Annotated in this window: 23 protein-coding genes; 9 read left to right on the top strand and 14 right to left on the bottom strand. The window is 45.8% G+C overall.

What is annotated here, in order from left to right; translation table 11 throughout:
- The first annotated feature begins 27 nt into the window (after positions 1–27).
- From B5D42_RS08555 to B5D42_RS08545, 3 genes are read left to right on the top strand one after another with little or no spacing between them, the layout of a single operon-like run.
- Complete coding sequence (locus tag B5D42_RS08555) at positions 28–1,986, top strand: polysaccharide biosynthesis protein (RefSeq protein ID WP_139367065.1); 1,959 nt, start codon at positions 28–30, stop codon at positions 1,984–1,986.
- A 34-nt stretch (positions 1,987–2,020) separates the two neighbouring features.
- Positions 2,021–3,577 (top strand): capsule assembly Wzi family protein, encoded by a 1,557-nt coding sequence (locus B5D42_RS08550; protein ID WP_078831067.1) that lies wholly within the window; start codon positions 2,021–2,023, stop codon positions 3,575–3,577.
- 8 nt (positions 3,578–3,585) lie between these two features.
- Positions 3,586–5,232 (top strand): capsule assembly Wzi family protein, encoded by a 1,647-nt coding sequence (locus B5D42_RS08545; RefSeq protein WP_078831066.1) that lies wholly within the window; start codon positions 3,586–3,588, stop codon positions 5,230–5,232.
- 74 nt (positions 5,233–5,306) lie between these two features.
- Here B5D42_RS08545 and B5D42_RS08540 read toward each other — a convergent pair whose 3' ends face one another.
- The 13 genes from B5D42_RS08540 to B5D42_RS08480 all read right to left on the bottom strand — a co-directional run bounded on the left by B5D42_RS08540 (position 5,307) and on the right by B5D42_RS08480 (position 21,197).
- Complete coding sequence (locus B5D42_RS08540) at positions 5,307–6,401, bottom strand: GumC domain-containing protein (RefSeq protein ID WP_078831065.1); 1,095 nt, start codon at positions 6,399–6,401, stop codon at positions 5,307–5,309.
- A 6-nt stretch (positions 6,402–6,407) separates the two neighbouring features.
- Positions 6,408–8,714, bottom strand: coding sequence for an SLBB domain-containing protein (locus tag B5D42_RS08535; protein ID WP_078831064.1), 2,307 nt, complete (start codon positions 8,712–8,714; stop codon positions 6,408–6,410).
- A gap of 72 nt (positions 8,715–8,786) precedes the next feature.
- Positions 8,787–10,421, bottom strand: a complete 1,635-nt coding sequence (locus tag B5D42_RS08530) for a capsule assembly Wzi family protein (RefSeq protein WP_078831063.1) — start codon at positions 10,419–10,421, stop codon at positions 8,787–8,789.
- A gap of 43 nt (positions 10,422–10,464) precedes the next feature.
- Positions 10,465–11,868, bottom strand: coding sequence for an undecaprenyl-phosphate glucose phosphotransferase (locus B5D42_RS08525; protein ID WP_176112949.1), 1,404 nt, complete (start codon positions 11,866–11,868; stop codon positions 10,465–10,467).
- Between the two features lie 165 nt (positions 11,869–12,033).
- Positions 12,034–12,810: a WecB/TagA/CpsF family glycosyltransferase gene (locus B5D42_RS08520; RefSeq protein WP_078831061.1), complete on the bottom strand. Its 777-nt coding sequence runs from the start codon at positions 12,808–12,810 to the stop codon at positions 12,034–12,036.
- Between the two features lie 42 nt (positions 12,811–12,852).
- Positions 12,853–14,034, bottom strand: coding sequence for a glycosyltransferase family 4 protein (locus B5D42_RS08515; protein WP_176112948.1), 1,182 nt, complete (start codon positions 14,032–14,034; stop codon positions 12,853–12,855).
- 23 nt (positions 14,035–14,057) lie between these two features.
- A complete protein-coding gene (locus B5D42_RS08510; protein WP_078831059.1) occupies positions 14,058–15,185 on the bottom strand; it encodes a glycosyltransferase family 4 protein in 1,128 nt (375 codons plus the stop codon).
- Positions 15,182–16,552 (bottom strand): O-antigen ligase family protein, encoded by a 1,371-nt coding sequence (locus B5D42_RS08505; protein WP_078831058.1) that lies wholly within the window; start codon positions 16,550–16,552, stop codon positions 15,182–15,184. Before B5D42_RS08505 ends, B5D42_RS08510 begins: the two co-directional genes overlap by 4 nt.
- A 53-nt stretch (positions 16,553–16,605) precedes the next feature.
- Positions 16,606–17,598, bottom strand: coding sequence for an NAD-dependent epimerase/dehydratase family protein (locus B5D42_RS08500; RefSeq protein ID WP_078831057.1), 993 nt, complete (start codon positions 17,596–17,598; stop codon positions 16,606–16,608).
- A gap of 4 nt (positions 17,599–17,602) precedes the next feature.
- Positions 17,603–18,526: a glycosyltransferase family 2 protein gene (locus B5D42_RS08495; protein WP_078831056.1), complete on the bottom strand. Its 924-nt coding sequence runs from the start codon at positions 18,524–18,526 to the stop codon at positions 17,603–17,605.
- Positions 18,519–19,787 carry a lipopolysaccharide biosynthesis protein gene (locus B5D42_RS08490; protein WP_078831055.1) on the bottom strand — a complete coding sequence of 423 codons (1,269 nt, stop codon included), beginning with the start codon at positions 19,785–19,787 and terminating at the stop codon, positions 18,519–18,521. Before B5D42_RS08490 ends, B5D42_RS08495 begins: the two co-directional genes overlap by 8 nt.
- 28 nt (positions 19,788–19,815) lie before the next feature.
- Positions 19,816–20,493: an acyltransferase gene (locus B5D42_RS08485; RefSeq protein WP_139367064.1), complete on the bottom strand. Its 678-nt coding sequence runs from the start codon at positions 20,491–20,493 to the stop codon at positions 19,816–19,818.
- A 29-nt stretch (positions 20,494–20,522) separates the two neighbouring features.
- Positions 20,523–21,197 (bottom strand): hypothetical protein, encoded by a 675-nt coding sequence (locus B5D42_RS08480; RefSeq protein ID WP_078831054.1) that lies wholly within the window; start codon positions 21,195–21,197, stop codon positions 20,523–20,525.
- Positions 21,198–21,289: 92 nt separating this feature from the next.
- On the opposite strand from B5D42_RS08480, the gene dut reads away from it, so the two are divergent.
- From dut to B5D42_RS08465, 3 genes are all read left to right on the top strand, one after another.
- Positions 21,290–21,739, top strand: a complete 450-nt coding sequence (gene dut / locus B5D42_RS08475) for a dUTP diphosphatase (RefSeq protein WP_078831053.1) — start codon at positions 21,290–21,292, stop codon at positions 21,737–21,739.
- A gap of 3 nt (positions 21,740–21,742) precedes the next feature.
- Entirely contained in the window at positions 21,743–22,573 is an 831-nt protein-coding gene (gene lolB1, locus B5D42_RS08470; RefSeq protein WP_078831052.1) for a lipoprotein insertase outer membrane protein LolB1, read from the top strand.
- 68 nt (positions 22,574–22,641) lie between these two features.
- Positions 22,642–24,021, top strand: a complete 1,380-nt coding sequence (locus B5D42_RS08465) for a murein hydrolase activator EnvC family protein (RefSeq protein WP_176112947.1) — start codon at positions 22,642–22,644, stop codon at positions 24,019–24,021.
- Between the two features lie 72 nt (positions 24,022–24,093).
- On the opposite strand, the gene B5D42_RS08460 is transcribed toward B5D42_RS08465, so the two are convergent.
- Positions 24,094–25,194, bottom strand: a complete 1,101-nt coding sequence (locus B5D42_RS08460) for an AI-2E family transporter (protein ID WP_078831050.1) — start codon at positions 25,192–25,194, stop codon at positions 24,094–24,096.
- Between the two features lie 104 nt (positions 25,195–25,298).
- Here B5D42_RS08460 and B5D42_RS08455 point away from each other — a divergent pair, with 104 nt between their 5' ends.
- From B5D42_RS08455 to B5D42_RS08445, 3 genes are read left to right on the top strand one after another with little or no spacing between them, the layout of a single operon-like run.
- Positions 25,299–25,547 carry a YtxH domain-containing protein gene (locus B5D42_RS08455; RefSeq protein WP_078831049.1) on the top strand — a complete coding sequence of 83 codons (249 nt, stop codon included), beginning with the start codon at positions 25,299–25,301 and terminating at the stop codon, positions 25,545–25,547.
- Positions 25,547–25,918 (top strand): phage holin family protein, encoded by a 372-nt coding sequence (locus tag B5D42_RS08450; RefSeq protein ID WP_078831048.1) that lies wholly within the window; start codon positions 25,547–25,549, stop codon positions 25,916–25,918. Before B5D42_RS08455 ends, B5D42_RS08450 begins: the two co-directional genes overlap by 1 nt.
- Positions 25,890–26,261 (top strand): hypothetical protein, encoded by a 372-nt coding sequence (locus B5D42_RS08445; RefSeq protein WP_078831046.1) that lies wholly within the window; start codon positions 25,890–25,892, stop codon positions 26,259–26,261. The genes B5D42_RS08450 and B5D42_RS08445 overlap by 29 nt, the downstream gene beginning before the upstream one ends.
- Positions 26,262–26,305 lie beyond the last annotated feature (44 nt).

The following is a 26,305-nucleotide window of genomic DNA, read 5'->3' as shown; positions in this document are numbered from 1 at the left end:
TGATTTGCAAGGATTTAACTGCTCAATATGTTTAAAACAATAAACATTGTACCGCGTTGGATTATTTTTCTGATAGACCTGGCAGTCTGTAGTTTTGCTTTTGCTTTTGCTTTACTGATCAAACATAACCTGGCGTTTGAAAAACTCACACTGCATGATCTGAGCGGAAGCCTGCTGATCATCCTACTGATAAATTCCATTGTATTTGTTAATTTCCGTATTTATGCGGGGATCATACGTTATACCGGTGTGCAGGATGCATTACGTATCTGTTATGCTATCGCCATGAGTACAAGCGTATTATTTTTCATTAGTCTTGTATCGTCGAATTCGGGGGGTGCAGTTTTCTTTTCCAATGTTACATTGATTATTTACGCCTTATTTAGTTTTCTTGCGCTTATCAGTTACCGTGTATTTATTAAATATGCATTCAGTTACATGCGCAGCTACAAGATGGATCGCAAGAATGTGATCATTTTTGGGGCTGGGGAAGCTGGTTTCGCAACAAAACGGATCCTGGAACATGATTCGAAACTGAATATTACAGTTGTAGCTTTTATTGATGATGACCTGAGAAAAGTTGGAAAGGTGGTGGACGGCATCAAAATCCATCATACCCTCGATCTTCAGGCAATATCACTGGCGCAGAAAATAGATGAGATTATTATCGCAGTATTTGATCTGCCTCCGGTAAAGAAAAATGAGATCGTGGATTTTTGTCTTGATCATGATATCAAGGTACTGAATGTTCCGCCATTGGATACGTGGATCAACGGCCAATTCTCGGCCCGGCAGTTACAGACCATCAAGATCGAAAACCTGTTGGAGCGTGACCCCATCAGGATCAATAATGATAAGATCGTTTCGCAGATCAGCAACAAAAGAATACTGGTTACAGGTGCGGCCGGTTCTATCGGAAGTGAAATAGTGCGCCAGTTGCTTAAATACAATCCTCAAACGATTATTCTTTGTGATCAGGCCGAAACACCACTGCACCAGCTGGAGCTCGAATTGCAGGATATAAAAACTTCTACTACCTGCGTATCTTTCCTTGGAGATATAAGGAATGAGCACCGCATGCAAGAGATGTTCACCCTGTTCGAACCGCATATCGTTTATCATGCTGCCGCATATAAACACGTACCGATGATGGAACTTTGCCCTTCGGAAGCGGTACTTACAAACGTAAACGGAACAAAGATCATTGCCGATCTGGCCGTTAAACATCATGTACAGCGTTTTGTAATGGTATCAACCGATAAGGCTGTGAACCCGACCAATGTGATGGGTGCTTCAAAACGGCTCGCCGAAACATATGTACAGGCGTTACATTATCAGTTCAGCGTTAATACAAACGGGAGCGACAGTAACAGCGCACAAAAAATGGCTACCAAGTTTATAACTACCCGTTTCGGTAATGTTCTGGGTTCTAATGGCTCTGTGATCAATCGTTTCAAAGAACAAATCGAAAAGGGCGGCCCAGTAACGGTAACACATCCAAATATCACCAGGTTTTTCATGACCATTCCTGAAGCCTGCCAGCTGGTACTGGAAGCAGGTTCCATGGGTAATGGCGGTGAAATATTCGTGTTCGATATGGGCAAACCTGTGCCTATAGTAGATCTTGCCAAGAAAATGATCCGTTTGTACGGATTGGTTCCCGGTATTGATGTAGATATTAAGTATACCGGCCTGAGGCCTGGCGAAAAGCTGTACGAGGAACTGCTTACAGATAATGAAAATACATTGCCTACTTATCATGAGAAGATCATGATAGCCAAAGTACGCCACTCTGGCCTTTCAGATATGCAGCTGAAATTCGAAGAACTCATACTGCTGGCACGTAAGAAGCAGGCAAGTATGGAAATGGTAGCGAAAATGAAAGAGCTAGTTCCTGAATTTGTAAGCAACAACTCCATTTTCGAATCATTGGATGGAAGCAAAACTGCCATTAATGTTGTACCGATCACCCGGGCAGTGTCATAAACATAGTCATAGCGTTTCACTTTAGATTTACTGAATGATTGTTCGATTCCTGAGGAGAATATTGTTTTTCTCTGTTTTACTCTGTAACCATTCTTATGCCCAGACGATCCTGCCGGGATCTTTTGCAGATGAAACAGCGCGTTCATTACAATTGATGGGTAAGGTCGATTCTACCTTGTCATTCAATGTACGTCCATTTCAGGCGAGCGGTCGCCTTTTATCTGAGCGCGGACTTTACAAAACGATAGACAGTTCTTCAGATTACCTGCAGCCGCACCGGTTTAAAAAAGCTGCATTAACCATTCTTCCGTTAACCATCGTACAGCAATTCAATTCCCATCATCCATTCGGCTGGAACGATGGTGCCATGATCGCTGCAAAAAGTTATCAGGCAATGGTACGCGCCGGTATACATATTTCCGCAGGACCGCTCGATGTTCAGCTTCAGCCCGAATTTGTGTATGCTGCTAATCCGGGTTTTGAGCATAATAGTCAATATGGTAATATCCTTACCGGAGCCTATAAAAAGATATTTCCAGGGCAGTCGAGCATCAGTATTTCAGCAGGTGCTTTTTCTGCGGGTGTTTCAACAGAGAATCTTTGGTGGGGTCCCGGTATGCGAAGTGCTCTTTTAATGAGTAACAATGCGCCTGGATTCAATCACTTTTTTTTCAAATCACGCAGGCCTGTAAAAACAGGTATCGGCAGTTTCGAATGGCAGTTGCTGGGTGGCGAGATCACACTTGACCCTAAACTTACATTCGAAAATACTAACCTGATGGCGCGCCCGGTTCCTTTTAACGATGCGCGTTACCTCAGCGGTATCGTACTCAGCTACCAGCCCAAATGGGTGCCTGGCCTTTTTGTCGGATTCACGAGGGCCGTACAAACCTATACAGACGATAATGAATCTCCGTCTGTAGGGATCTTTGAAAAATATTTCCCCGTGCTTGCATTAGCTGTTGAAAAGAAAAATGTACGGAATGAAGATAATATGCGGAGAGACCAGCTGGCTTCTTTTTTCATGCGCTGGGTGCTACCAAAAGCAAAAACGGAATTCTATATAGAATATGGGTATAACGATTATGGTGTTAACATGCGGGATTATTTACTGGGTCCTACCCACTCAGCCGCATACATTGCAGGCATCAGGAAGATCATACCCATGCAGCAGAACAGGCGCCTGGAACTGGGTTTCGAATTGACACAAATGAGCCAGACCCCCGATTTTATGGTGAGGGACGCAGGTAACTGGTATACGCATGGCCAGATATGGGAAGGGTACACACATCAGAACCAGATCCTTGGCGCAGGCGCGGGGCTAGGTACAAACGTTCAGAGCATAACTGTTAACTGGGTAGACGGCTGGAAACAATTAGGGTTTTTAATTGAACGACTGGAAAGAGATCCGCAGGAGCATGCGGTAAATAAATGGATTGATTTTGGGATAGGTGTATTACCCAAGTGGAAATATAAAAACATGATCATTTCCGCAAAGGCAGAACTCGTAAACTCACGCAGGTATATGTGGGAAGCCAGCCTTAACAGGCTCAATTTTCACAGCAGACTCAGCATTTCTTATTTATTCTGATTATTACCATGATAAAACCGCGCAGGTTATCTTTACTGGTCATAGCTGCAGTAACAGGTTATACGGCAACTGCACAGGTCATTTCTAACGACCGGCTCAAAGAGTTGTTCCGTAACCGCCAGCTGCTGGGATCCTATCAGCAAAAAAGTTCTTTAAGTGTGAATGCGAACCAGGTATCGCTGAAAGAACTGGATTCGGCTCTGGGGAAGAATGAGAGCCTGTTCGTGAACAATGCTGTTATAAAAGCAGGGTTCACCCCGGTAACGCTGGTACAACAGGCTAACAGTAAATTGCCATACGATTGGAACCTGGGTTCAATGATCCCGGCACGAGGATACCAGGTAATGGTGAGTGCGGGCGTGTATGCAAAGATCGGTAAACATATCACCATGCAGGTAGCGCCGGAATTGGTTTCGGCGGCAAACAAGGATTTTGAAGGTTTCTCATCGCAGCTGAACGAGAAAGCCTGGGCAGATCGTTATATTTTCTGGAACAGGTCAGATATACCGGAGCAATTCGGAAGCGGTGCTTACCATAAAGTATTACCAGGGCAGTCATTCATTCGTTACAACGCCGGCGCAATCTCTGCGGGTATTTCAACAGAAAATTTATGGTGGGGACCCGGTTACCGGAATTCGCTTATCATGAGTACCAATGCGCCGGGATTTTTACATGCAACCATTAATACAACAAGACCGATCAACACAGGAATCGGAAGTTTTGAAGGGCAGATCATTGGCGGAAAGCTTTCTTCTTCAGGTATATTGCCGCCGCGTATTTACAGTGTTTACAACGGCAATTTTGTATACGAGCCCAAACACGAAGAAGATCGTTATATAGCTGGAATGGTACTTACCTGGAACCCCAAATGGACGCCGGGACTTTACCTTGGCGTTGCCAAAGCTTCTTATTTGTATATGTCGGATATCAGCAACCCGCTGGATGTTCTGCCGTTTCAGGGCTTTTTCGGAAGAACCCGCACAGCAGCTGAAAAGAACGGCCGTAAAGCCTCGATAGGGTCTTTATTTGTACGATATGTAATGCCAGCTGAAAATGCAGAACTGTACATGGAATACGGAAGAAAGGATATATCACTGATGCCATGGAATGTTTTGCAGTCTGATCCGTACCGTCGGGCTTATGTAGCAGGATTCAGAAAACTATTTGCTACACGCAATAACGCACATATTCAGTTTGCTGCGGAATTAACGCAGATGCAGGCGCCAACGGCAGAGCTGATCAGATCGCCCGATAGTTGGTACACACATACCTATGTACGCCAGGGCTATACACATATGGGCCGCTCATTGGGAGCAGGCATCGGACCCGGAAGCAACAGCCAGACATTTGAGGTGAGCTGGATAAAAGGCCTGAAGCGGCTGGGGATGCAGTTTGAACGTGTGAGGTATAACAGCGACTATTACTATTATGCGTTTGAATACCTGTCGGATTTCAGACGCCACTGGATCGATCTTTCCACCACCTTTAAAGCAGACTGGGATTATAAATCATTTCTGTTCTCTGCACAGCTCGGTATTATTCGTTCTTATAACTATAAATGGCTGGTGATACAGGTAGACCCCAACGAATATTTGGCACCCGGTAATGAAATCCTTAATGTTTCAGGAAGACTGGCTGTCTCTTACAGGTTCTGATCACTGCAATCTGATAAATGCATCAATAAAAATGCCCGCTTGCAAAGCGGGCATTTTTATTGATGCTTATGTAATTACAATTTTCTCGAAGCAGCATTGCTGCCAAAGAAAACAAAGCGCGCAGTGAGCAGCAGAAAGGTGATAAATACAGCTAAGAAGAATCCACCACCGACAGCAGCCAATGCGGATGTTTTGTTTTTCTTCAATGGGATTTCAGCATTGTCAACCACCTGTATGGTAGGGGTTTCCTGGATCTGTGCCGTTTTGTTGATCTCCAGGTTCTTAATGATCTCCCCGTAAATAGTGCTTTGTACATATTTATCACGGGAGGAAATTTCGGCAGTAACTTCCGGTGCTGCATAAGCGGGGTTCGCATCCAGGAGTAAACGGCTGGCATCTGCAGCCGAATAGGTTTTTTTGTTAAGAGAACGCTCGAGACTATCGGCTTTTGCCTGCAGGCGCTGGATGTTTTTGGTAAGCCTTCTTGTTTTTGTTTCAATGTAGAAATCCGTAGCGGTCTTCAGCAGGCGCTGGCAAAAGGAAATGCTCAGCTGTTCATCACGCATGGTGCTCTGCATTTCTATAAAGCTGAGTTTACGATCGATCTTTACAACACTTAATTCTTTCTCGAGAATATTTTTTACGATCCTTTGCAAAAGGCTGTCCTCTATACGCCCGTAGCTTTCTTTGCCCGGAGGAAACTGTACCAGTTTGTTCACTTTGCTGTTTTGTTCCCATTTCTTTTTCCAGCCATAAGAGTCGGCGTATACATCGGCAAGAGACCTGGAAGATGTACTGTCTGCCGGTGTTAAAAGTGTCTTTTTAATGAGGCTTCGGCTTTTCAGTAGCTCCAGGATATTATCTCCCGAAAGAATACCGCTTCCGCCTGTAATATTGCCAAGGTCCAGACCGAATTGCCCCGCAAGCGCAGACATCAGGCCGCTGCCGCTGGCTTTGGTATCTTCCACTACAAATGAGATCCTGGCGGTGTAGGTAACAGGCTTCCAGAAATAATAAGCCACACCAAGAACTGCGCCCAGTATTCCGGCCAGGAAAAGCAGTTTGCGGAAAGACAATGCCTGTTTGGCGGCACTCAGCAGCTGTAATCCGTCTGACTGCAGTGAATAGGCTTCATCCTCGGGTAAATTGATAGGTTCGGGTTGTTGCATGGAAGATTATTTAAGAACAGCGATCATACTTACAACAGCTGAAAGTGTACCGGTAAGTGCACTTAGTTCGAGTATCGATAAGCCCTTGCGTGTTGATTCTGTTTTTTCCGGAACAATGATCTTACTGCCTGCAGTTACTTTCGGGTATTTACGGAAGAACAGGAAATGTTTTATTTTCTGATTGATACCGTTACTGTATTGTATATATGCTTTCTTAAGATTACCCTGATCGGTAACACCGCCGGCATTTGAAATATAAGAAAGGAAACTTCCCGATTCATAACTGAGGATCTGCGGATTGAATACGGCCCCTTTCACTTCCACGAAAGGAACATTGCGCGGAATGTAGATACTGTCGCCCGGTAACAGCAGGAAACGGGCAGCTGGTTTACCAGACCTGGCCTGGTCGCCGAGGAGGTTGGTTGCCACGCGCAGGTTATTGCGGTAAACCTGTACATCGTTCATTGAAGCAAATGGTGAGAGGCCGCCTGCCCTTGCAATGATCTCCTGCACACTTTCATCCCTTTTTTCAAGTGCATAATCTCCTGCATATAATACTTCGCCCCTCAGTTTTACATTGCCGAGCGAATGGTAGTTCAGCAGCTTTGGAACAAATATGTAATCAAAAGGCTGCAGCATTGTTTTATTGGCATTCTGAAGACTGGAATCCACGTTCACTGTGATAATATCCAGCAGTTTATTGGCCAGGGTATCGGCAGTATTTTTTTCCAGCCTCGATATTTCCACTTTATGATTGGCCGCATCACTTGTAAAGCCGCCTGCCATGAAGATCACATCTTCCAGCGACATTCCTTTCCGGTATTCAAAAACGGCAGGGTTGCGCACATTGCCTGCAACGGTAATATGAGGGATGTCCCGCAGGCTGTCTTTTCCTGCGATCACCACAGAATCCTCACGTTGAAGATAAATAGGTGCAGCTGTTCCGGATAATACAGCATTCACATCAAATGCCTGAAATTCCCTTTCGGCATTGTCGTTACGCATCCGTTTAATATAACCTCTGTTCAGGAACGCATCCACACGCAGACCTTCTGCTTTCCTGATCAGTTGGGCCAGGGTTAGGTCTTTGGTGAGCTCGTAATTTCCCGGCCTTTGCACCGCACCACTGATGATCACACGGTTGGTATAACGGGCGAGGATCTTTTCAACATGAACAGAATCGCCGTTCCTGGGTATAAAATAATTGTAATCCGCAGCTGCCACATCTCTTACATTCCTTTCCTTTTCGCCCAGCTGCACTACCTTAACGCCATCCTTGAATGCTTCCGGATCAAAACCTCCGCCATATTGAAGCAGTTCGGCAAGGGTTTCTTTTTCCAGCAGTTCGTATACCGCAGGACGTTTCACCTCTCCATCAAGGATCACCCTTTTTTCATATAAAGGGAAACGGATCACATCCTGGTCTTCCAGGCGGATATCTTTTAAAGTTCCTTTCTGAAGGAAAGCATAGAAATCGATCGTCTCTACCAGTTTGTTATTGCGGATGAGCTCGATCTTACGCAGTGAACCGTTTGTACTTGGTCCGCCTGAAAGATAAAGCGCATTGAAAAAGCTTGAAAGCGCTGAAATGGTATAACCGCCCGGATTCTGGGCTTCGCCGATCACAGTTACGTGAATACTGCGCAGTTCACCGAGTTGTACCATCACTTGTGTTTTACCGCTGGCAACGGCAGGGTAAGGTTGCTGTAATTTGCTTTTGATCTTCTGCGTTGCCTGCTGTATGGTAAGTCCGCTCAGCTTTACAACACCTGCATGCGGAACTTCATAATTACCTTCCCTGGAGATCAGTGATGTATTGGTAAGCTCGTTAAAACCTGTAAGTGTAACCGTCAGCTCATCATTGGGCCCCAGTACGTAATTGGCCGGCGTTGGTAAATTGAAGTTGGGTGAAAAGCTGCTTGTGCTGCCGTTGAAAAAATCAAATCCGTAATAAGGAACTCCTTTTTTCAGCGTAGGCACCTCGTATACCCAGGTAGTATCCCTGATAAAAGCTGTGGTGTCTTTGATCAGGTTTTTGGAGTCGAATAATGAACGTGAGGATGCATTTCCCTGCAGGCTTACCAGCCTTTTCTTGAACGCATTGATATCCTTGCTGCTCATGCCACGCTGAGCAAGCGCCTTCACTGCATCAGCCTCAGACATACCCGCTTTCTGTGCCTGCTTCCAAAGTGCCATGATCTGCTGATCTGAATACTGGCTCACAGAACCGGCATTCTGCGCAAACGAAACTGCGCAAATACAGCAGGCCAACAATAAAAACAGGAGCGAACGTCTGGTTTTCAATACAGTCATATAGGAAGAATTATGGCAAATATCGGTATTGACAGCTAGTATTCAGCATTTCAGGGATGGTATTTACCCTGCCTAGAGCCCGTAGCTGACGCCGATGCTGAAAATATTATCCGTTCTTTTCTGGTTCAGCTGCTTATCATTGAAACGGCTGTTGCTGAATGCCGCATTCAGTGTAAGGTTATTGATCCATTCATAGGAAACAGTAGTATACCATTCGCTGCGGGTATAATTCAGATCGAACAGGAATGGCGGTTGCGGCTGCTGGAAATACTGCTGGTCCAGCGTTCCGGCGCCCCCTTTCCGGGTGTACTGGTACTGGAGTGCGCATTTCAGACGCGCTACCGGCGTATATTTCAGTGTAAACAACAGACGGTCTGCATTATTCCCCATCCAGTCGCCCAGTACATAACCACTGTGCGTATAGTTCTGTGCAGGGATCAGGTTGCGGTATACAAACGGATTTATACGGGTATATTCGGCTCCTATCGTTAAATAAGGAACGAGCAGGTCTGTAACCGAACCGCCAATATTGATACCTACCTGGTTTCGGCTTTTCTTACTGTCGAAAATAGTGGCTATCCGGATCTCGTCGATGAACAGGGTGGTATACAAATGTGTATTCCTGATATGATTCCTGGAGCTTACCTGCGCAAACAGCTGTCCGTTGGAACCGGCATTGATATTGTCATTGTTAACCAGGTTGTCATAAGCTTTGAAGAACAATACCGGGATGAGATAGCCGATATCGAGCCTGTCGCTGTATACCATCGATTCACCAAAAGTAATATCAAGTCCCTTTACCGGCGTTACCTGCAGGCTGTGAGACGCCATGAATTTGGAAATATAAAATTCCCGCATGCCGCCATAAGGAGTAGAACCTGTGGGGTATGAACGTGCAGAGTCGAGGATGTTCGACTTGAGCCATGCATGTGTGTAATTGAACTTCAGCCACGGTAAGGGCCGGTAATCCAGCCGGATATAGGGATAAGTGGGGGCTTTGTCTGAAAGCACCATCCTTCCGTTCTCACCATAACCCCAGAGAAGGTAATCCTGCCCGAAACTGACAGAACCGTTTTTCCAGGAATAGGAAATACCCCCGCGCAGTTCGCTGAAGTTGACGCTTTTTTTGTTCTCTGCGATACGTCCCGAAATACCTGTCACCGGTGAATTTGCACGCAGCGTATCGAGCCCGGTTCCTTTTTCATTGATATCGTTGAATGAGAAATACCAGGCCCAGCGTTTGCCGGCATAACCGTATAGTTTGAAACCTGAACTGTATTGTCTGATATCTTTCCCGTTGCCCTGGATGGTAGCCGCAGTAATAATGGGATCGGCACGGAGCATGAAATCTTTAGACCTGATCTCAAGCGCCCGCCAGCGCCCTGCAGTATCCTTCCGGAAGAAACGCGTATCTGTCACATCCTGCCCATTCACGGTTTCATCGCTGAATTCCTGTTTGTAGAACAGCAGTTCCTTTTTCTCCGTAGGTGAAAGCAGGGTTTCATGTGCCTGTAATGAATCGAGGCACTGACCGATATAGATCCTGCTGAGCGGCCGGATATTATCGTTGAAATCGATGATCCCTTTCTGCGCCATACGGTACAGGTAGTTGTATACTTCGCTTCTATGCTGTTCCCATACTGCCTGCGATGATGCGGATAATACCAGCACCAGGGCAATAAGGGTCAGCAGATTCTTTCTTTTCATAATACACTGTTATGTATGATGATCACATGGAGTGATCAAATGATCAATAGGCATTCTGATCGCCCCTTACAATATTGATGATCGTCTGAAGAATGATCTGGCAATCGATCCAGAACGTCCAGCGATGAATATAATACAGGTCAAAATTTACGCGCTGCTGCATGGCTCCGGGCATCTTTGTTTCACCACGGCTTCCGTTTACCTGTGCCCAGCCGGTAATACCCGGTTTAACCACATGCCTGAGCATATAATTGTCAACCGTATGCATTGCCTGCAGGTTCAGCGGGGTAGGATGCGGTCTCGGGCCTACAACAGACATACTCCCGAGCAGCACATTCCAGAACTGGGGCAGTTCGTCGAGATTTGTTTTACGTAATATGGCTCCAAACCTGGTCACCCTCGGATCGTTCTTTTTAGCCTGTTTATAATTCCCGTCATGATCCGTATCCGTACTTTCTGCAATCATCGTGCGGAATTTGTAACAGGTGATCTTTTCATTGTTAAGTCCCCAGCGTTCCTGCTTGAAGATCACAGGTCCTTTCGACGTAAGTTTTACGATCAGCGCCAGGATCGGCAGTAACCAGCTGCCGATAAGAACAAAAAAAACAACGGAAAACGCAATATCGAAAAGCCGCTTTACGAGTTTATTTTCCACTTTATCCAGCGGCAGGGAACGGATATTGAGTACCGACAGCTGCCCGATATTATTTACCTGCAGCGGCGAAGATGCAAACTGATGAATATTCGGAATGATCCTTGCTTTTACAGAATAATAATCGCAAACCTCAATGCAACGTTGAATGTCTTTGTTCTGGGCGTCGGGTAAAGCGATCACTACTTCATCAACGCCTTCCTGGTTCAGGATCAGCGGCAGGGTATCCAGGGTACCCCGGTAGGGGCAACCGTTCATTTTAGACTGATGATCATCTATAAAACCAATGCATTTATAACCGTAGTAATAGTATTTATTGATCGTTTCGTAAAAATCAAGCGCACTGTTGGTTGCGCCCACCAACAGCACATTATCCAGCAGTTTCCCCTGGAAAATAGCGGAGTGCAGGCTTTTACGGATGATGTATTTGGTAATGGTAAGAAAAACAAAAAGGAAAGTGATATACAGGAAGATCACAGATGAGCTGATCTCGAAATATGGCTGCAGGAAAAAGCTGAGGGAACTCAGGAAAATAGTGTAGATCAGCAGCGAATACAGTATAAAAATGATTTCTTCCGAATACTTGTTCGAGCGGCGGTCTGCATACAGTTTGGAAAAAGAAGCGGATATGTACCAGGTCACAAGCGCCACCAGGGTAAACAGCTGGTCTGAGGAGCTGAGTGAGAACAGGTTCTGGCCGGTTACCACACTGATTGCCGCCATGAAGGAAATGCCAATAACAGGAGCATCTATCAGATACCTGATTATAGTATAACGATTATGCGGTTTGGCCATAGTTTCGGTTCTGCGAAGCATCTTCATTTCCTACACGGCAAAAATAGGAGTATAAAAAACGCTGACTGTCTGGATTTTGCTGCTAAAATAGTTGAATATTAAAAGATTGTGCCAACTGATTGATTTTAAGGGAAAATTTTCAGATTTAAATGGAAATCAGCGTGTTCACTCCGCCCGGTCCTTTTTCCTGAACCATTGTGCCAGTACCAGCGGAATAAACCTGGGGGCTTCCACCATGTAACGCCTGAATAAGCGTTTGGGCTCTTTCAGAAAACGATACAGCCATTCCAGGCCGTTCTTCTGCATAAACTCCGGTGCCCTGCTGATGGAACCGGCCGCCACTTCAAAAGCACCGCCCACACCAATGGCGATATGTGTATCCAGGTAAGCCAGGTTTTCATAGATCCAGTAATCCTGTTTGGGTGCAGTAAGACTTACCCAGACTATATCGGGCCGGGCTTCATTGATCATCGCCCTCATTTTTGCATTTTCTTCCGCACTGAATGTTTCTGCAAAAGGGGGAGAGTAAACACCTTTTATCCGGATGCCGGGAAAATCAGCTTCACATTTCTCTTTCAGCAGCTCCGCAACCCCTTCCTTTGCGCCCAGAAAAAACATGGAATAGTTGTTACGGTAGCATTCTTTAATATAAAGCGGCAGCAGATCCAGGCCTGTGACCCTTCCTTTCAGCGGCTGGCCAAGGAGGCGGGATGCCCATATCAGCGGAACGCCGTCGCAAAGGGTGAGATCGGCAGTATTGTATATCTGGTTGAGATAGCTGTTATCTTTTGACCAGAGCAGGCAATTCACCGGTGTAACACAAACCCTTTTTTTCTCCCCCTTCTCTATCCATTGATTGAAAAGCACAACTGTTTCCGTTAGGGAAATATTGCTGATGCCGGTTCCGATGATATTTACTTTACTGACTGGTTCGCTGATCATAGCCAAAGGACAACTTTGGCCAAAAATAAAACATCTGTTTCATTACCCCCGTTCATATACCTGCCTGAGCGTTGCAAGGTGCCCGTTTTCATGATAACGGTTCATATAAGTTGAGTAGGCATTGGCAGAAATGCGGTTCAGTGTTTCCGGTTGGAGCTCCTCCAGGCGGGAAATGGCTGCAGCCAGCGAAGCCTGGTTGCCGGCTTCGTACAGGAAACCGTTCGCGGCGTCTGAGATCATACTTTCAGTAGTAGGCGAACTGCCCGCAATGGTAATAGCGCCTGCTGCCTGTGCCTCAATAATGGTCATTGGCATACCTTCCAGCAACAGCGAGGAAAAAATAAAAGCCCTGCAACGCTGCAACAGGGAAACGATCTCTTCTTTGGTCTGCTGGCCCAGGTATTCTATATTTTCTGATAACCCTGACCTTATATAGGAAACCAGTTCACCCTCGCCCGCGATAACCAGTTTTTTACCCGATGAACGGAATGTTTCAAACACATGCCTGATACCTTTTACCTCATCCAGTCTTCCTATATAAAGATAAAAGTCTTCGCGCCGGCTATAATCCGTGTAGCCATGCCACGACAAAAAATTGGGTTTCACATGTATCTTTTCTTCATTTACACCCGTTTGCACCAGCAGGGATTTCATCAGTGGATTGAGTACCAGGAAATGATCAACCTTATTTCTCCAGGTTCCGATATTCCGGTGAAGCATTGTGGCACCGGCAAGGATGCGTGAAAGGAGGGAAGAGGATTTAAAGCATTTATGCCGGATGCCGGGCTTGAAGCTCTTATTATTTACACAATCCATACAATTGCCCCCAGCCCTGAAAAAAAGAGCATTCAGACAGAAAAGCCGGTAGTTGTGCACAGAAAAAACAGTAACGGCACCTGCCAGCTTCGCCGCCCAGAAAACAGAAGGCGAGGCATTGTAAAAGAAATTATGTACATGGACCGTATTCACTTGATTGCGCCTGATAAAACGGTATACGGAAAAGAAAGAGGAGATATTGAAAAAGAAACGAAGCCCCGCCGCTGGCAGCGCAAACAGGTTCTTTTTACTGAAAGTGTGATTATTGTATTCTTTGTAGAAAACCCTGACACCCGCTTTTTTCAGCAGATCCATCTCATTGAACACAACACTGTCTTCTCCACCCTGGTAGAGATATTTATTGTGAATGAATAGAACAACGGGCTGACCCGTGAAAAAGCTGTTCATCGGCAAAAGGTAGTAAATTGGTTTTATTTGTGTGACAATGCTTTTCTGAAAAGCGATAAGATACTGTCTGCCGCTTTTTCCCATGAAAACAGCTGCCTGCGCAAAGCCCCTTTTTGCTGTAATTGTTCCCTGGTTTCCGGCTCGTTGATGAGCAATTCTATCCTGGCTGCTATATCGTTTACATCGAACGGGTTGAATGTAAGTACAGCATCTCCGCCGATTTCAGGCAGACAAGTGTTATCGGCTACTATAACGGGCAACCGGTAGGCAAAAGCTTCCAGTACCGGCAGACCGAAACCTTCGTTGATGGAAGGGAATACATACATAAAAGCATGGCGGTAAAGCGCGGCCAGTTCATTGTCTGCTATATATCCCGTTAAAATAATATCCTGCTCCAGCCCTGTTGCTGCGATCGCTGCCAGTATTGCTTCCGAATCATCGATATACCTCGATGTATGCAGAGAGCCGGCCAGCACCAGTTTGAATGGATGACCCTTGTCGCGGACTTTTTTAAATGCATAGATCAGTGCCGGAATGTTTTTTCTTTTGTTCATCACACCCACATGCAGCAGGTAGGATTGCGGTTCAATACCAAGACGCAGTAGGATCTCCGCACCCTTGTCGTTTTCAGCATAATGCGTCAGCGATTTCGGACCTTCGTATACCACAACAAGCTTTTCCGGCGGCAACTGCGTATAATGTTTTATGATCTGCTGCCTGGAATATTCAGATGGAACAATGATATAAGTGCAACGCTTCGCCGAAGGAAGTGCAAGGTGTTTGAACAAAGCGATCTGGAGCGGATGATAATGTTCCTTATGCTCAAAAAAGAATGCATCATGGAACACAACAGCTGTTTTGAAGCCGGGATGCATATATGGCACAAAATAATCTGTACATAACAGGATATCGCAACGGTTCCATGCGGCTTTCAGGGGCAGAATGCATTGTTTCCAGAAATGCAGGCTCAGTTGTTCGGCGATTTTGAAAAACTTGTTTTTGCCCTTGTACTGCGGAACAGATGAAGTGAAGTAAATGAAGGTAAATCCATCGTCCTTATGCTGGCTGAAAGCTTTGCACAACTCTTCCAGGTATGTTTTCTGGCCGGTTGTAGCTGTTTTCAGATCTCTTGTGTCAATTCCTATCCTCATTTGTTCTTAACTGACTTTTGTTCCTGTACAGGTGTTATAATATTGATCAGCATCCCCGAGAAAAACCATGTAAAATAACTGATGTACAAATAGGTTTCTACTTCTGACGTAAGAAACGGAATGATCAGGCCTACTTTCAGCAGTACAAGCATGAGCCCCAGCCGTCTGGCTTTAAGCGAAGCGCTGGTTCGGAAAGCCTGGAATGCTTTCCTGATAATGGTAGCATAAGCAGCTATATATAGCCCCACGGCTATCACTCCTGTCTGAACCCCGATGATGATGAACTGGTTCTCGCCCCCGATATTTTCGCCGAAGCTGCCTGCAATACGGCCGGATGAGCCCAGCCCCAACCCGAACGGATTGGCCCCTATAGCCTGAAGGCCTGTGATCCATTCTATCACATGACTCGCGCTGGAACTGTCTGAAAAGTCGATGGTTGTTGCGATCACTTCATAAATATCTCCTTCCAGCCATACCAGCACAGCCAGTACTGCGAGGGCTATACCCCAGTGTATGGCCAGCAGCAACGTACGGTTACGGGTAATAAGGATATAAACATAGATCATCAGGAAATAACTCGCGAAAGCAGCCCTTGAAAAAGCAAAGGAAATGGAAAGCAGGGTGAACAGGAATGTGACCAGCAGCAGCTTGTTGAGCCGGAAACGGTTTTTACGGTCTGTTGCAAGCGCCGCAAGAACAGACACGCTGATAAGCGTTGCTGCCGCATGCTCCAGCGGCATGGAAAAAAAGCTCGCGAACCTTTTGATCCCGTTGATCGATTCGAAGGTCCAGGTGAGCCCGTAATTACCCGCCGGTTCCACATTCAGGAAAACGGCGTTATACTCCGCATAACCGGTATAGGTCTGAAAATGCTGGTAGGGAACGATCTCGAAAAGCAGTACAATACCTGTGGCAATGGCAACAAGGCAGAGGTATGAAAACCATTTGTTCAGGTTGATCTGCCGCGGATCGCAAAACCTGCCGGCGAAATAAACGAAAGGAAAAAACGAAACGCTTTTATAGGCGATCATTTTTTCAGTAATACTGTATGTTCCTAACGGAAGAACAATATACAGGAGATTATAGGCCGCGTAAGACAATACCAGCCAGTCGGCAGTGGTCAGCCTGATTTTTTTTTTATGATGCGAGACAAAAACCAGGAGCGCGATCAGAACGGTAACTTCCTTCAGTATCTGTAATACAGGAATGATCTTACCCAACCCGTACATATGCGAAATCGACAGGCTGGTAATATAAATGGGTAAACCAAAAATAATAAAGAACAGAATCCCGTCCTGCTTGTTATTGGCCAGCTTATAAATCGCGGTGAAAAAAGCGGTTATATAAATGCAGGGAAAAAGAAACATAAGGCAACGGTGTTCTTTATGCCGGTTACGAAAAAAATATTTTCAGCCAACCGTTATTTCTTCCAGAAGCTGTACATGCCTTTATCCAGCTCATATTCGCTCCATTCCTTTCTTTCGCGTGCGGGCTGTGTTTTTGCCCAGTTCCACATAGCGGTAAGACCATCTTTCAGTGAAGTAATATCCCGGTAGCCAAGGAGTTCTTCAGATCTTTCATGTGTTGAAAAAGCATTCTTTACCTCATGCCTTTGTTCCAGGAAACTGAATGTGGCATCGCCGATCACTTCTTTCAGCAGTTCTGCTGCTTCCAGTATCGTATATTCTTTGCTGCTGCCCAGGTTGATGATCTGCCTGGACGACTGATCACCGGTGCCGGCTTCCCATAAAGGGGCAAGGCAATCATCCACATAACTGAAAGCTCTTTTCTGTTCTCCTTTCCCGAAAATAGTAAATGGCTGGCCGTTAAGATGCTGGTACATCCAGATGCCCAGTACATTCCTGTACTTATCCCAGATATTCTGGTTACGGCCATAAACATTATGCGGACGGATAATACACCAGTCGAGCCCATGCTGCTCTCCGGCCACACGGATGTCCATTTCACAGGCATATTTTGCAATACCGTATGGATCTACCGGCGCCGGTATGGCTGTTTCATCGAATGGCGGATTGCCTTCGCCGTATACTGCCATACTGGAGGTAAATACCAGTCTTTTTACATTGTAACGGATACAATTATTAATAATATTCGCTGTTGCCAGCAGGTTATTGGTATAATTGAATTTGCGGATAAAAGGGCTCAGCCCTTCCGCTGCATAGGCAGCAAGATGGTAAACGATCTCTATATGATGCGTTTCGAACAAACCCGTCAGATCATCTTTGGCAAGATCGGATTCGGCGAAGATTACTTTTTCAGGAATGAACTCCCGGTATCCGCCGCTAAGGTTATCTATTCCTACAATATTGTATTCCGGATGATGCTCAATGACCCACTCTGCAAGTCTCGATCCGATTAAGCCCGCCACCCCCGTTATAAGGATCGTTTTCATAGTTTCACTGGTTATAGATAATTGAGCCCTTTATTCCATCACGAACCGCACGCAGCACTGCTCTCAGTTTTTTAAAACGCTTTCGTAGCGCAAAATACCCTATAACCAGTGAAATGTAAAAAAAATTAAAAATGATAGCGCTGGGAGCAAAGTACCAGGGAATATACTTTTTGAGTATCCAGAGCCGGTTGCGCTGGTTAAGATAATGTGCTCCCGGACTCACAAAACCTTCTTCTCCCTTTGTTCGGGAAGTGTTGGACATTCCTGAAATATGGTATATCACGGAAGAGGGCAGGTACATCAGTTTATAACCAAGTTTACGGATACGGAAAGACAGATCCACATCTTCACTATAGATAAACATATTCTCTGCCAGCAGCCCTGTTTTCCTGATGATATCGTTCCGTACAAAAAAAGCGCAGCCGGTTACCCAGTCTACTTCTTTCTCGAAATTGTATTTTTCGCTCGAGGGTTTCGCTTCTCCCTTTGTATAGGTATAACCAAGGAAACGGTTGAAGTACGAACCGCCATTCCAGATCAGATTTCTGTCGTGATGGTAAAAAATACGTGGCTGAACGATTCCCACATCCGGATGTTCGTCCATATAGCGGCATAGTATATCGAGGAAGTCGGCTTCTACAAATGTATCGTTGTTCAGCATGATGGAATATTCGTACCCATGTGCAAGTGAATACCGGAAGCCGATATTGTTTCCGCCCGTAAACCCTGTATTCACCGGTGATTCCAGTAAGATGATCTCAGGATGCAGATCGCGGAGCCTTGTTCCGGAATGATCCACGGAGCCATTGTCTACAACGATAATACTGAAGTTGTCGGACCGTACGTTTTTAAGCGAGAGTATGCAGTCGTTCGTTACATCAAAGCTGTTCCAGTTCACCAGTATCACTGCTATTCTTTTATTAATCATGCTTCGGAGAGAATTTTAAGGAGTTGCGTATAAAATAGAGATATAACGGGATGCTGCATAATTCGATGATCAGCGGGTAATACCCGAATGAATATACCGAGCCGAATTTTAAAAACAACAGGGCAGTAGTAACTGTAAGCATAAGGATGATGACAGCGATCTTGAATATATCCGCATACCTGTTTTTAATAAGCAGGTCCAGCACATTGAGGAGGTTCATCGATGCTACAAAAGGCACGAAACTTATACACCTGATAAATGAACAGGTGAGTGGATCATCTTTGCCTGTCAGTACCCTGGTAATCAGCGGCGCTGTAAAAAACAGTGCAATACCTGCTGTTATGAAACAAACAGCGAGATATTTGTTGGTTGTTCTTCTATATCGTACCCAAAGCGCCGGTTCTTCCTGGTACAGCCGTACCGCTTTCGGAAAAAGCGCCCCGGAAAATGCCGTCAGCAGCAAACGGAACGACCATACTATTTTATCGCACAGCGAATAAGCGCCGAGTAATAAAGGATTGTGTAATGTAGCTATGGAAAAAAGAAAGAAAGACTGCTGTAACTGTACTGAAATATTATTACCTACCAGGTAGAAATTGTTTTTCAGCAGCCTGCCTATTTCTCCCGGGTTCCATAATGGTTTACCCAGACGGTATTTTCTTGAGATGTATATACTCAGCAGCATATAAAAAATAAAACTGCATATTCCCAGGTAAAAATTAACCCATGGTGCTTTTTCCGGGTTGGTGATCAGTGTAAGGATCAGAATAGATGCCAGCAGTTTTGAAGCGAGGTTGGCCACATTATAAATAAAAAGCTTTTCGGTGCCGGTAAAAAAGAAAAGCGGGTTTACAATTTCGGCAAGCAATATGGGAAGTGCCAGTAACAGGTATTCTGTATGATAGCCCACTGCGGTGAGAACGGGAATGCTGAGCATGCATAGCACGGCAAGCGCAAAACGGGTGAAAAGAATATTGTAGAAAACACCAGCCAGCATGCCGCTGTCTGACTTGTGCAGTGTAACATCTTTAATACCAGACAGGCTGGTACCGTAATTGGTAACGAGGCCACCCAGGGCTGCAAAGGAATTTGCTACCATTACCATCCCGAATTGATCAAGCCCTACTACATGTATAATAATAGGGAAGAGCAGTATCTGCACAACCGCATTGGATACCTGTATAAATCCGAGATTCAGGAAATTGGACAGCAACGGTCTCCTCAACAGATCTGGTATTCTTGTTTTGCTGCCTCCTGTCATGTACAATAACGTTTATGCAAGTGTTTGATTAGTCTTTATCCCAGTAAACATCACTTGCCAGTACGGATAATGGATTTTTTCCGAATAACTGATGAGTGCCCGTGAGTTCTTTATTTACAAAACTGTTGGCTGCAATGATAGCACCATCCGGGATCACCGTTCCCTTAAGCACGAGCGAGCGGCATCCGATCCATACGGAATTACCGATGATCACCGGCGCAGGCGGGTTCAGTACTTCCGAACGGGAATTGCGGATGGCGTGATAATCCGTATCCATGATCAGTATATCCCATGAAAGCAGGCAATCATCACCAAAGACCACTTTTTTATAGGCAACAATAGTACTCTCAGCCGTTAACGCAAAGTTTTTCCCGAAAAAAAGCATGCCTTCCGGGCCAACGGAGATCTTGGAACCATGGCCTATTTCCGCCTTGCCTTCAAATACAACAGTACCGCATACTTCCCAGATACTGCGTGAGCGTTTATGATCGAAAATGCCTATGTTGCCATACCCGATCCGGATCATCCCGGTTTCCAGCGGCCCGTTCAGCTGAACCTGACCTTTTACTTTACGCAGGCTTGTTCGGGATGAGATCCAGAAAGGAAAATGCACGGCCTGCTTCCAGGGCAGGTACCTGAAATTGAAATAGATCGTTTTAGGGTTGGCCCGCCATATGGCTTTTAAAAGGGAACGGATTGTTTTCATGTGAACGAATGATTTGGTATTCTGTCACATTAATTGTACTTGATTGCTGTCAGGCGCAGGTTATCGATCGACCAGCTTTTGTTACAGTAACTCATATAAGGCTGCAACGCATCATTACATGCGATCTTGATGGCGCCCCCCGAATGCCCGGTAAGGAACTCGATCTTATATAAAGAACTGCCATTAGCCGATGACTGAAGCGCACAAACACCCGGCAGACTCCGGTTCCAGGCATTGGCACCCGGAGGATTGGATGTGGTTCCGGTTCCATAATTTACCGGGAACGACTGCGGGTAAGTGGTGTTGGAAAAAGTGGTCTGGTATACCAGGTCGTTGCCAAACATCATCTGCCACACATCCGGAATGGTACTTCCGGGTCTAATATAATTACCATCCCAGGCATCATGGATCAGAAGGTCGAACTCAACCTTGAGCGCATTATGCTCCGGCAGATGATCCAGATCCAGTTCGATGCGGTTATTATTGAAAAAACCGAATACCTTACCATTATTAAAGGAAGCTATTTTAGAAGAGTCCACTTTGCCATTGTGATCGAAAATGGTCAGCTTTGCCTGGCTGCCTTTTTCAAAATCATTAAAATATACCTCGTGTTTATCCGGAAGGCGCTTGAAACAACCGCCCGACAGAAACGCCAGTAACGGAAATAACAGTAACACGAGAAAGGATAACCGCTGTTTTTTCATAAAGCCAGGTTTCATCCGTACAGATTAGGGCCAAAAGTAATACATCTTATTCTTTGTCGGCCAACTCTTGTACATTTCCTACATTTGCCCTCATGTCAGCAAATCTTACCCCGGTTAACATTATTAACCAATCAGATAACCCACTTCCGGCTTATGCCACAGAAGGGTCTTCGGGAATGGATATCAGGGCTTTTCTGCCCCAACCGGTAACACTTGCCCCGATGGAGCGGGCCCTGATTGCAACGGGATTGTTCATAGAATTGCCCGAAAATCACGAAGTGCAGGTTAGACCGCGCAGCGGGCTGGCCATCAAACAGGGTATTACCTGCCTGAATACCCCCGGCACGATTGATGCAGATTACCGTGGTGAGATCAAAGTGATTCTCATCAACCTGTCCAATGAACCCCAAACCATTCATACGGGCGACAGAATTGCACAGCTCGTAGTACAGCGTGTTGAAAAGATTGTATGGGCACCGGTAGATATTATTAATGAAACAGCCAGAGGCGCCGGTGGGTTTGGTCATACAGGCAAACAATAATACATGAAACAAGCAATTTTCATTATATCCGTCCTTCTGGTCTCTTTTTCCTGTAAAACAGTAAAAAAGGTACAGAACATACAAACGGCGATGGTCCGCAAGGATACAGCCCAGGCAGTGATCATTAAAGAGGCGCCCAAGGTGGATTCCGCGGCTATCGTGGAAGGGATCATGAGCAAAGTGGCCAAAAGCAAGATCGATTTCAAAACTTTCAATGCCAAGATCAAGGTCGATTACGATGGAGCTGAAAGAAGCGATAATTATACCGCTTACCTCAGCATGCGCAAAGACAGCGTGATCCTGATCAAAGTGGCAGGTAAATTCCTTGGCATCAGTAAAGTGGGTTTACAGGTAAAGATCACCAAAGACAGTGTGGTGCTTGTAAAAATGGTAGATGATAAATCCGTCATGTACCGCGCCATCAGCTACCTGCAGGAAGAAACCCAGATCCCCTTCGATTTCTATACCATGCAGGATATGATTATCGGTAACCCTATTTTCATAACCGGCAACCTCATCTCTTATAAGAACCTGGCCACGCAACTGCTGGTACTCGTGAACGGCGATGTGTTCAAGCATCTGGTAACGCTCGACATCAACGACAGCAGGATCCTGCACAGCAAGCTGGATGATGTGAATATCCAGCGTAACCGAACCTGCGATATCACTTTCGGAAATTACCAGCAAATGGGGCCTTACCTCTTCGCCGCCAACCGGAAAATCTCGGTAGCAGAGAAGTCAAAACTCGATATCACCCTCGATTTCAAAGAGTTTTCCTTAAATGAACCGTTAAAATACACGTTCGAGATCCCAAAAAATTACAAACGCAAGTAATTTACCGGTCATTTTAGCCGTTATTGCACGATAACATCATGTTGAGAACCGAAAATAAAGTGACAATCATGTTTAAACCGCTTCTTTGCCTTTTCTTCTCTTTTTGTATCGCAGGTATGGTATGTGCCCAGCAGGCAACAAGGGAAGAACTACAGAAAAAGGAGCAGGAACTGAAAAAAGAGCTTGCAGACCTCACCCAGCAACTCAACGAGACCACCAAGAACAAAAAACTCTCCTTAAGCCAGCTCTCCATCATCAAACAAAAGGTGAATAAGCGTATGGAGCTGGTAAACGGCATCAGCAAACAGATCAAAGCGCTCGATGAAACGATCTTTATGAACGAGCGTGATATTTACAGGCTGGGTAAAGAGCTGGATACCCTCAGGGTGAAATATGCACAGAGCATTGTATTTGCCTATAAGAACCGGAGTAGTTACGAGTACCTCAATTTCCTGTTCTCCGCCACCAGCTTCAACGATGCCATTAAAAGGGTAGCCTACCTGAAAAGTTACCGGCAGAACCGCGAAACCCAGGCTAATACCATTATCAAATCGGAGCAGCTGATGAAAGAAAAGATCGGCCAGCTCAGTATCAATAAAAAAGCACAGGTAGCCACATTCCAGACCCAGAGCGAACAGCTGAAAGAACTGCAGGAAGATAAAAAACAGCAGGACCAGGTTGTGGCTCAGCTTAAAGGAAAGGAAAAAGAGATCGCCAACCAGCTGAAGGAAAAAGAAAAGCAGCGCCAGCAGATGCGTAATGCGATCCAGGCCGTAATACGCAGGGAAACGGAAGAAGCAGCGAGAAAGGAAAGACTGGCCAAACAGAAAGCACTGGAAGACGCTAAAAAACTACAGGCAGCTAATGCCGCAGCTGCCAATAAACCCGCAGACGCAGGTACTGCGCCGGCCAAGGGAAGCACGGCAGGTACAACACCGGCCAAACCTAAGCCTGTAGAGCCGATTACATTAGATAACACACCAAAGAACAGGACCTACAGCGCACTGGAGTCAACCCCTGAAGGAAGGGAGACTTCTATTAAATTCGAAAATAACAAAGGCGCATTACCATGGCCTGTAGATATTGGTAATGTAGACGTGCATTTCGGTATAGAGACGATCCCGGGTACAAAACTCACACGTAACAGCGATGGTATCGAAATCGCGGTTCCGCAGGGAACCGTTGTAAAAAGCATCGCAGACGGAGAAGTGTCTTATGTAGGTGAAGTGTCAGGTGAATGGACCGTTATGATCAGGCATGGTAAATACTTCACAACCTATGGGCACCTTTCAAGTGTATCGGTATCACGCGGACAAACCATGAAAGCGGGCTCAGTGCTGGGCAGATCTGGCCTGAACATCGATGGCGACGGATCCCTTTCGCTGATGATCAATAACGACAAACTGCAGATGATGAACCCGGAACTGTGGCTGAAACGGAGAAGATAAATAATACACCGGCATAAATAGAAAGGGAACGCAGACCGCGTTCCCTTTCTATTTTTATATCAGTTAACGTATTTACGGACGATTCATTTTTTTCTTTTTGCTGTTTCCTGCAAAAGGAAGCTGAAAATAGGAAGGCAGTACGGGCCTTGTCCTTCGCTGAACGCGTGGTTTCTGGTATTCGAGATAGTAGATACGGAGCAGGATGATAAAATAGGAAATGATCAGCGGACCGAAGATCAGCCCCGTAATCCCGAAATACTGCAACCCGATGATCACACCCAGGACAGTTACGATCGGGTGTACATCCGCCATCCGTTTGGCCAGCAGGAAACGTACTACATTGTCGAGGCTGCTGAGTACGATGAGTCCCCATGCAAAAACAAAGATGCCGGCCCAGGTATGATTGCCCAGCAAAAGGATCAGGGATGCCGGGATCCAGGCCAGTCCCGTGCCGATGATGGGAATAATGGAAGAAAAACCGGTCAGGATGCCCCAGAATCCCGGTTCGTCGAGGCCGGCAAGGAGATAGGCAAAATAACCGAATACACCCTGCACCACTGCAATCAGCGGGATCCCGACGGCATTGCTGAAGGTTTGTGCCCTGAGCTCATTACCGAAAAGGATGATCTTGCTTCGCGGAAAAGGCAGATAGAATATAATGGCAGCCTCCATGCGGTTAATGTTCATGATCATGAAGTACAGGAAGAAGTACATCATGATGATCTCACTGAAAAAGTTGAGGCCCTGGTTCACTGCAAGCGACAACATTCCTGTAATAAAGGATTGTACTTCAGCGATATTCTTGTCGGAGATCAGCGTAAAATGAAAGCGTTCCTGCAGCATGGCATCGAAACGGCGGAGAGGAGTAATGATAGTGTCCATATTGGCCGCCAGCTGGAATACCTTTCTCACCAGCATGGTACCCATCACAGAAATAGGCAGGAGAATGATGAAAAAGGATACCACGATTACGAGCACGGCTGCCCAGGATTTCTGCCATTTCTTTTTATTCACCAGCCATTCTACCGGCCCCTTACTGAGTACATAGAACATCAGGGCACCCAGGAAAGCAGTAAAGAAAAGGCTCAGGCTCATCAGCAGAAAAGCACCTAATAAAAGGATAACGCCCAGGAAAAAATAACGGTTGATCTTATGGTCTTGCCTGTTTTCCATGTAAATTGTGTGTTGAGGATTGATCACTGAAACACATCCGATATAAAATATTATACCGGGTTAGGATAAATATATTGTTTTAACCGCCTAAAATAAAATCCAATATGACGGATAACCAGAAATTCATCGCAGGCCTTGTGCTCGGGGCTGCTGCCGGCGCCGCACTGGTGTTATTGTTCAGCGGTGATAAAGGAAAGGAAGTACTGGCCGATGCGAAAGAAATGGCTGCAGATGTGGAGCAGAAAGTAAAAGACAGTATAGAAGAATTCGATCAGGCTTTCAATGAACTGCTGGAGAAAGGCAGAGATTTCATCGCACAGCTGCAAACGACTGCAACAACTAATAATACATAATGGAAACAGAGGATTTTTTCAGGGATTCGCGAAGGGAACTGGAAGAATATGTACGCGACAGGCTGCTGCTGGCAAAGATGCAGGTGGCAGATAAGTCGTCACGGCTGGTGGCCATGTTATTTACAGTGGGGCTGCTGGCTATGTTCGGGCTGTTCATCCTGTTATTCCTGAGTATTATGGCCGGGTATTATTTTGCAGATCTTACGGGTAGTCTTTATGCCGGCTTCGGCATTGTTGCGGCAGCGTATATACTCCTGGTGATCATACTGCTGGTAACCCGCAGGCGATATGAGCAACGTATTACAGATATGGTGATCAAAGTGTTTTTTGATAAAACAGCCGATGAAACAGATGAGAACAACAGGAACTGACCAGCCGGTCCGCAACAGCCGGGAACTGCAGCAGGCCATGCATGACCTGAAGCTCCGCATCCGCGAACGGGAGGCAGGACTGGAGCAGCGGCTGGCAAAGTTGCCGCAGGAGGCTGCCAAAAATGCGATAGGCGCAATCCTGCCGGCATTCCTGAGCAATAAAGTAGCCGGCAGTGTCTGGAAACTTGGCATAGGGCTTTTTAAACTGCTGGCAGGCAGCAAAGACCCGGAGAAGGGTGGAAAACTGGCCGGGACCTTGCTGAAAGGGGTAAAGCAGGTCGGATTTTTCGGCTTACTCAGGCTTTTCTCCGGTTTTCTCAGGCGAAAGGAAGGCAAAGGGTAAATTTTAGTTGGCGATTTTGGTGATTTTTATGCCGTCTGCCCTTA

Origin of the sequence: Sediminibacterium ginsengisoli (assembly GCF_900167075.1) — a bacterium.
Taxonomy (GTDB): Bacteria; Bacteroidota; Bacteroidia; order Chitinophagales; family Chitinophagaceae; genus Sediminibacterium; species Sediminibacterium ginsengisoli.
The sequence above is the reverse complement of the archived record's forward strand: the minus strand, read 5'-3'. Positions and strand labels throughout refer to the sequence as shown.

Coding starts and splice junctions, on each gene's coding strand:
- B5D42_RS08555 (WP_139367065.1), top strand. CDS start 28: ATGTTTAAAACAATAAACATTGTACCGCGTTGGATTATTTTTCTGATA.
- B5D42_RS08550 (WP_078831067.1), top strand. CDS start 2,021: ATGATTGTTCGATTCCTGAGGAGAATATTGTTTTTCTCTGTTTTACTC.
- B5D42_RS08545 (WP_078831066.1), top strand. CDS start 3,586: ATGATAAAACCGCGCAGGTTATCTTTACTGGTCATAGCTGCAGTAACA.
- B5D42_RS08540 (WP_078831065.1), bottom strand. CDS start 6,401: ATGCAACAACCCGAACCTATCAATTTACCCGAGGATGAAGCCTATTCA.
- B5D42_RS08535 (WP_078831064.1), bottom strand. CDS start 8,714: ATGACTGTATTGAAAACCAGACGTTCGCTCCTGTTTTTATTGTTGGCC.
- B5D42_RS08530 (WP_078831063.1), bottom strand. CDS start 10,421: ATGAAAAGAAAGAATCTGCTGACCCTTATTGCCCTGGTGCTGGTATTA.
- B5D42_RS08525 (WP_176112949.1), bottom strand. CDS start 11,868: ATGGCCAAACCGCATAATCGTTATACTATAATCAGGTATCTGATAGAT.
- B5D42_RS08520 (WP_078831061.1), bottom strand. CDS start 12,810: ATGATCAGCGAACCAGTCAGTAAAGTAAATATCATCGGAACCGGCATC.
- B5D42_RS08515 (WP_176112948.1), bottom strand. CDS start 14,034: ATGAACAGCTTTTTCACGGGTCAGCCCGTTGTTCTATTCATTCACAAT.
- B5D42_RS08510 (WP_078831059.1), bottom strand. CDS start 15,185: ATGAGGATAGGAATTGACACAAGAGATCTGAAAACAGCTACAACCGGC.
- B5D42_RS08505 (WP_078831058.1), bottom strand. CDS start 16,552: ATGTTTCTTTTTCCCTGCATTTATATAACCGCTTTTTTCACCGCGATT.
- B5D42_RS08500 (WP_078831057.1), bottom strand. CDS start 17,598: ATGAAAACGATCCTTATAACGGGGGTGGCGGGCTTAATCGGATCGAGA.
- B5D42_RS08495 (WP_078831056.1), bottom strand. CDS start 18,526: ATGATTAATAAAAGAATAGCAGTGATACTGGTGAACTGGAACAGCTTT.
- B5D42_RS08490 (WP_078831055.1), bottom strand. CDS start 19,787: ATGACAGGAGGCAGCAAAACAAGAATACCAGATCTGTTGAGGAGACCG.
- B5D42_RS08485 (WP_139367064.1), bottom strand. CDS start 20,493: ATGAAAACAATCCGTTCCCTTTTAAAAGCCATATGGCGGGCCAACCCT.
- B5D42_RS08480 (WP_078831054.1), bottom strand. CDS start 21,197: ATGAAAAAACAGCGGTTATCCTTTCTCGTGTTACTGTTATTTCCGTTA.
- dut (WP_078831053.1), top strand. CDS start 21,290: ATGTCAGCAAATCTTACCCCGGTTAACATTATTAACCAATCAGATAAC.
- lolB1 (WP_078831052.1), top strand. CDS start 21,743: ATGAAACAAGCAATTTTCATTATATCCGTCCTTCTGGTCTCTTTTTCC.
- B5D42_RS08465 (WP_176112947.1), top strand. CDS start 22,642: ATGTTTAAACCGCTTCTTTGCCTTTTCTTCTCTTTTTGTATCGCAGGT.
- B5D42_RS08460 (WP_078831050.1), bottom strand. CDS start 25,194: ATGGAAAACAGGCAAGACCATAAGATCAACCGTTATTTTTTCCTGGGC.
- B5D42_RS08455 (WP_078831049.1), top strand. CDS start 25,299: ATGACGGATAACCAGAAATTCATCGCAGGCCTTGTGCTCGGGGCTGCT.
- B5D42_RS08450 (WP_078831048.1), top strand. CDS start 25,547: ATGGAAACAGAGGATTTTTTCAGGGATTCGCGAAGGGAACTGGAAGAA.
- B5D42_RS08445 (WP_078831046.1), top strand. CDS start 25,890: ATGAAACAGATGAGAACAACAGGAACTGACCAGCCGGTCCGCAACAGC.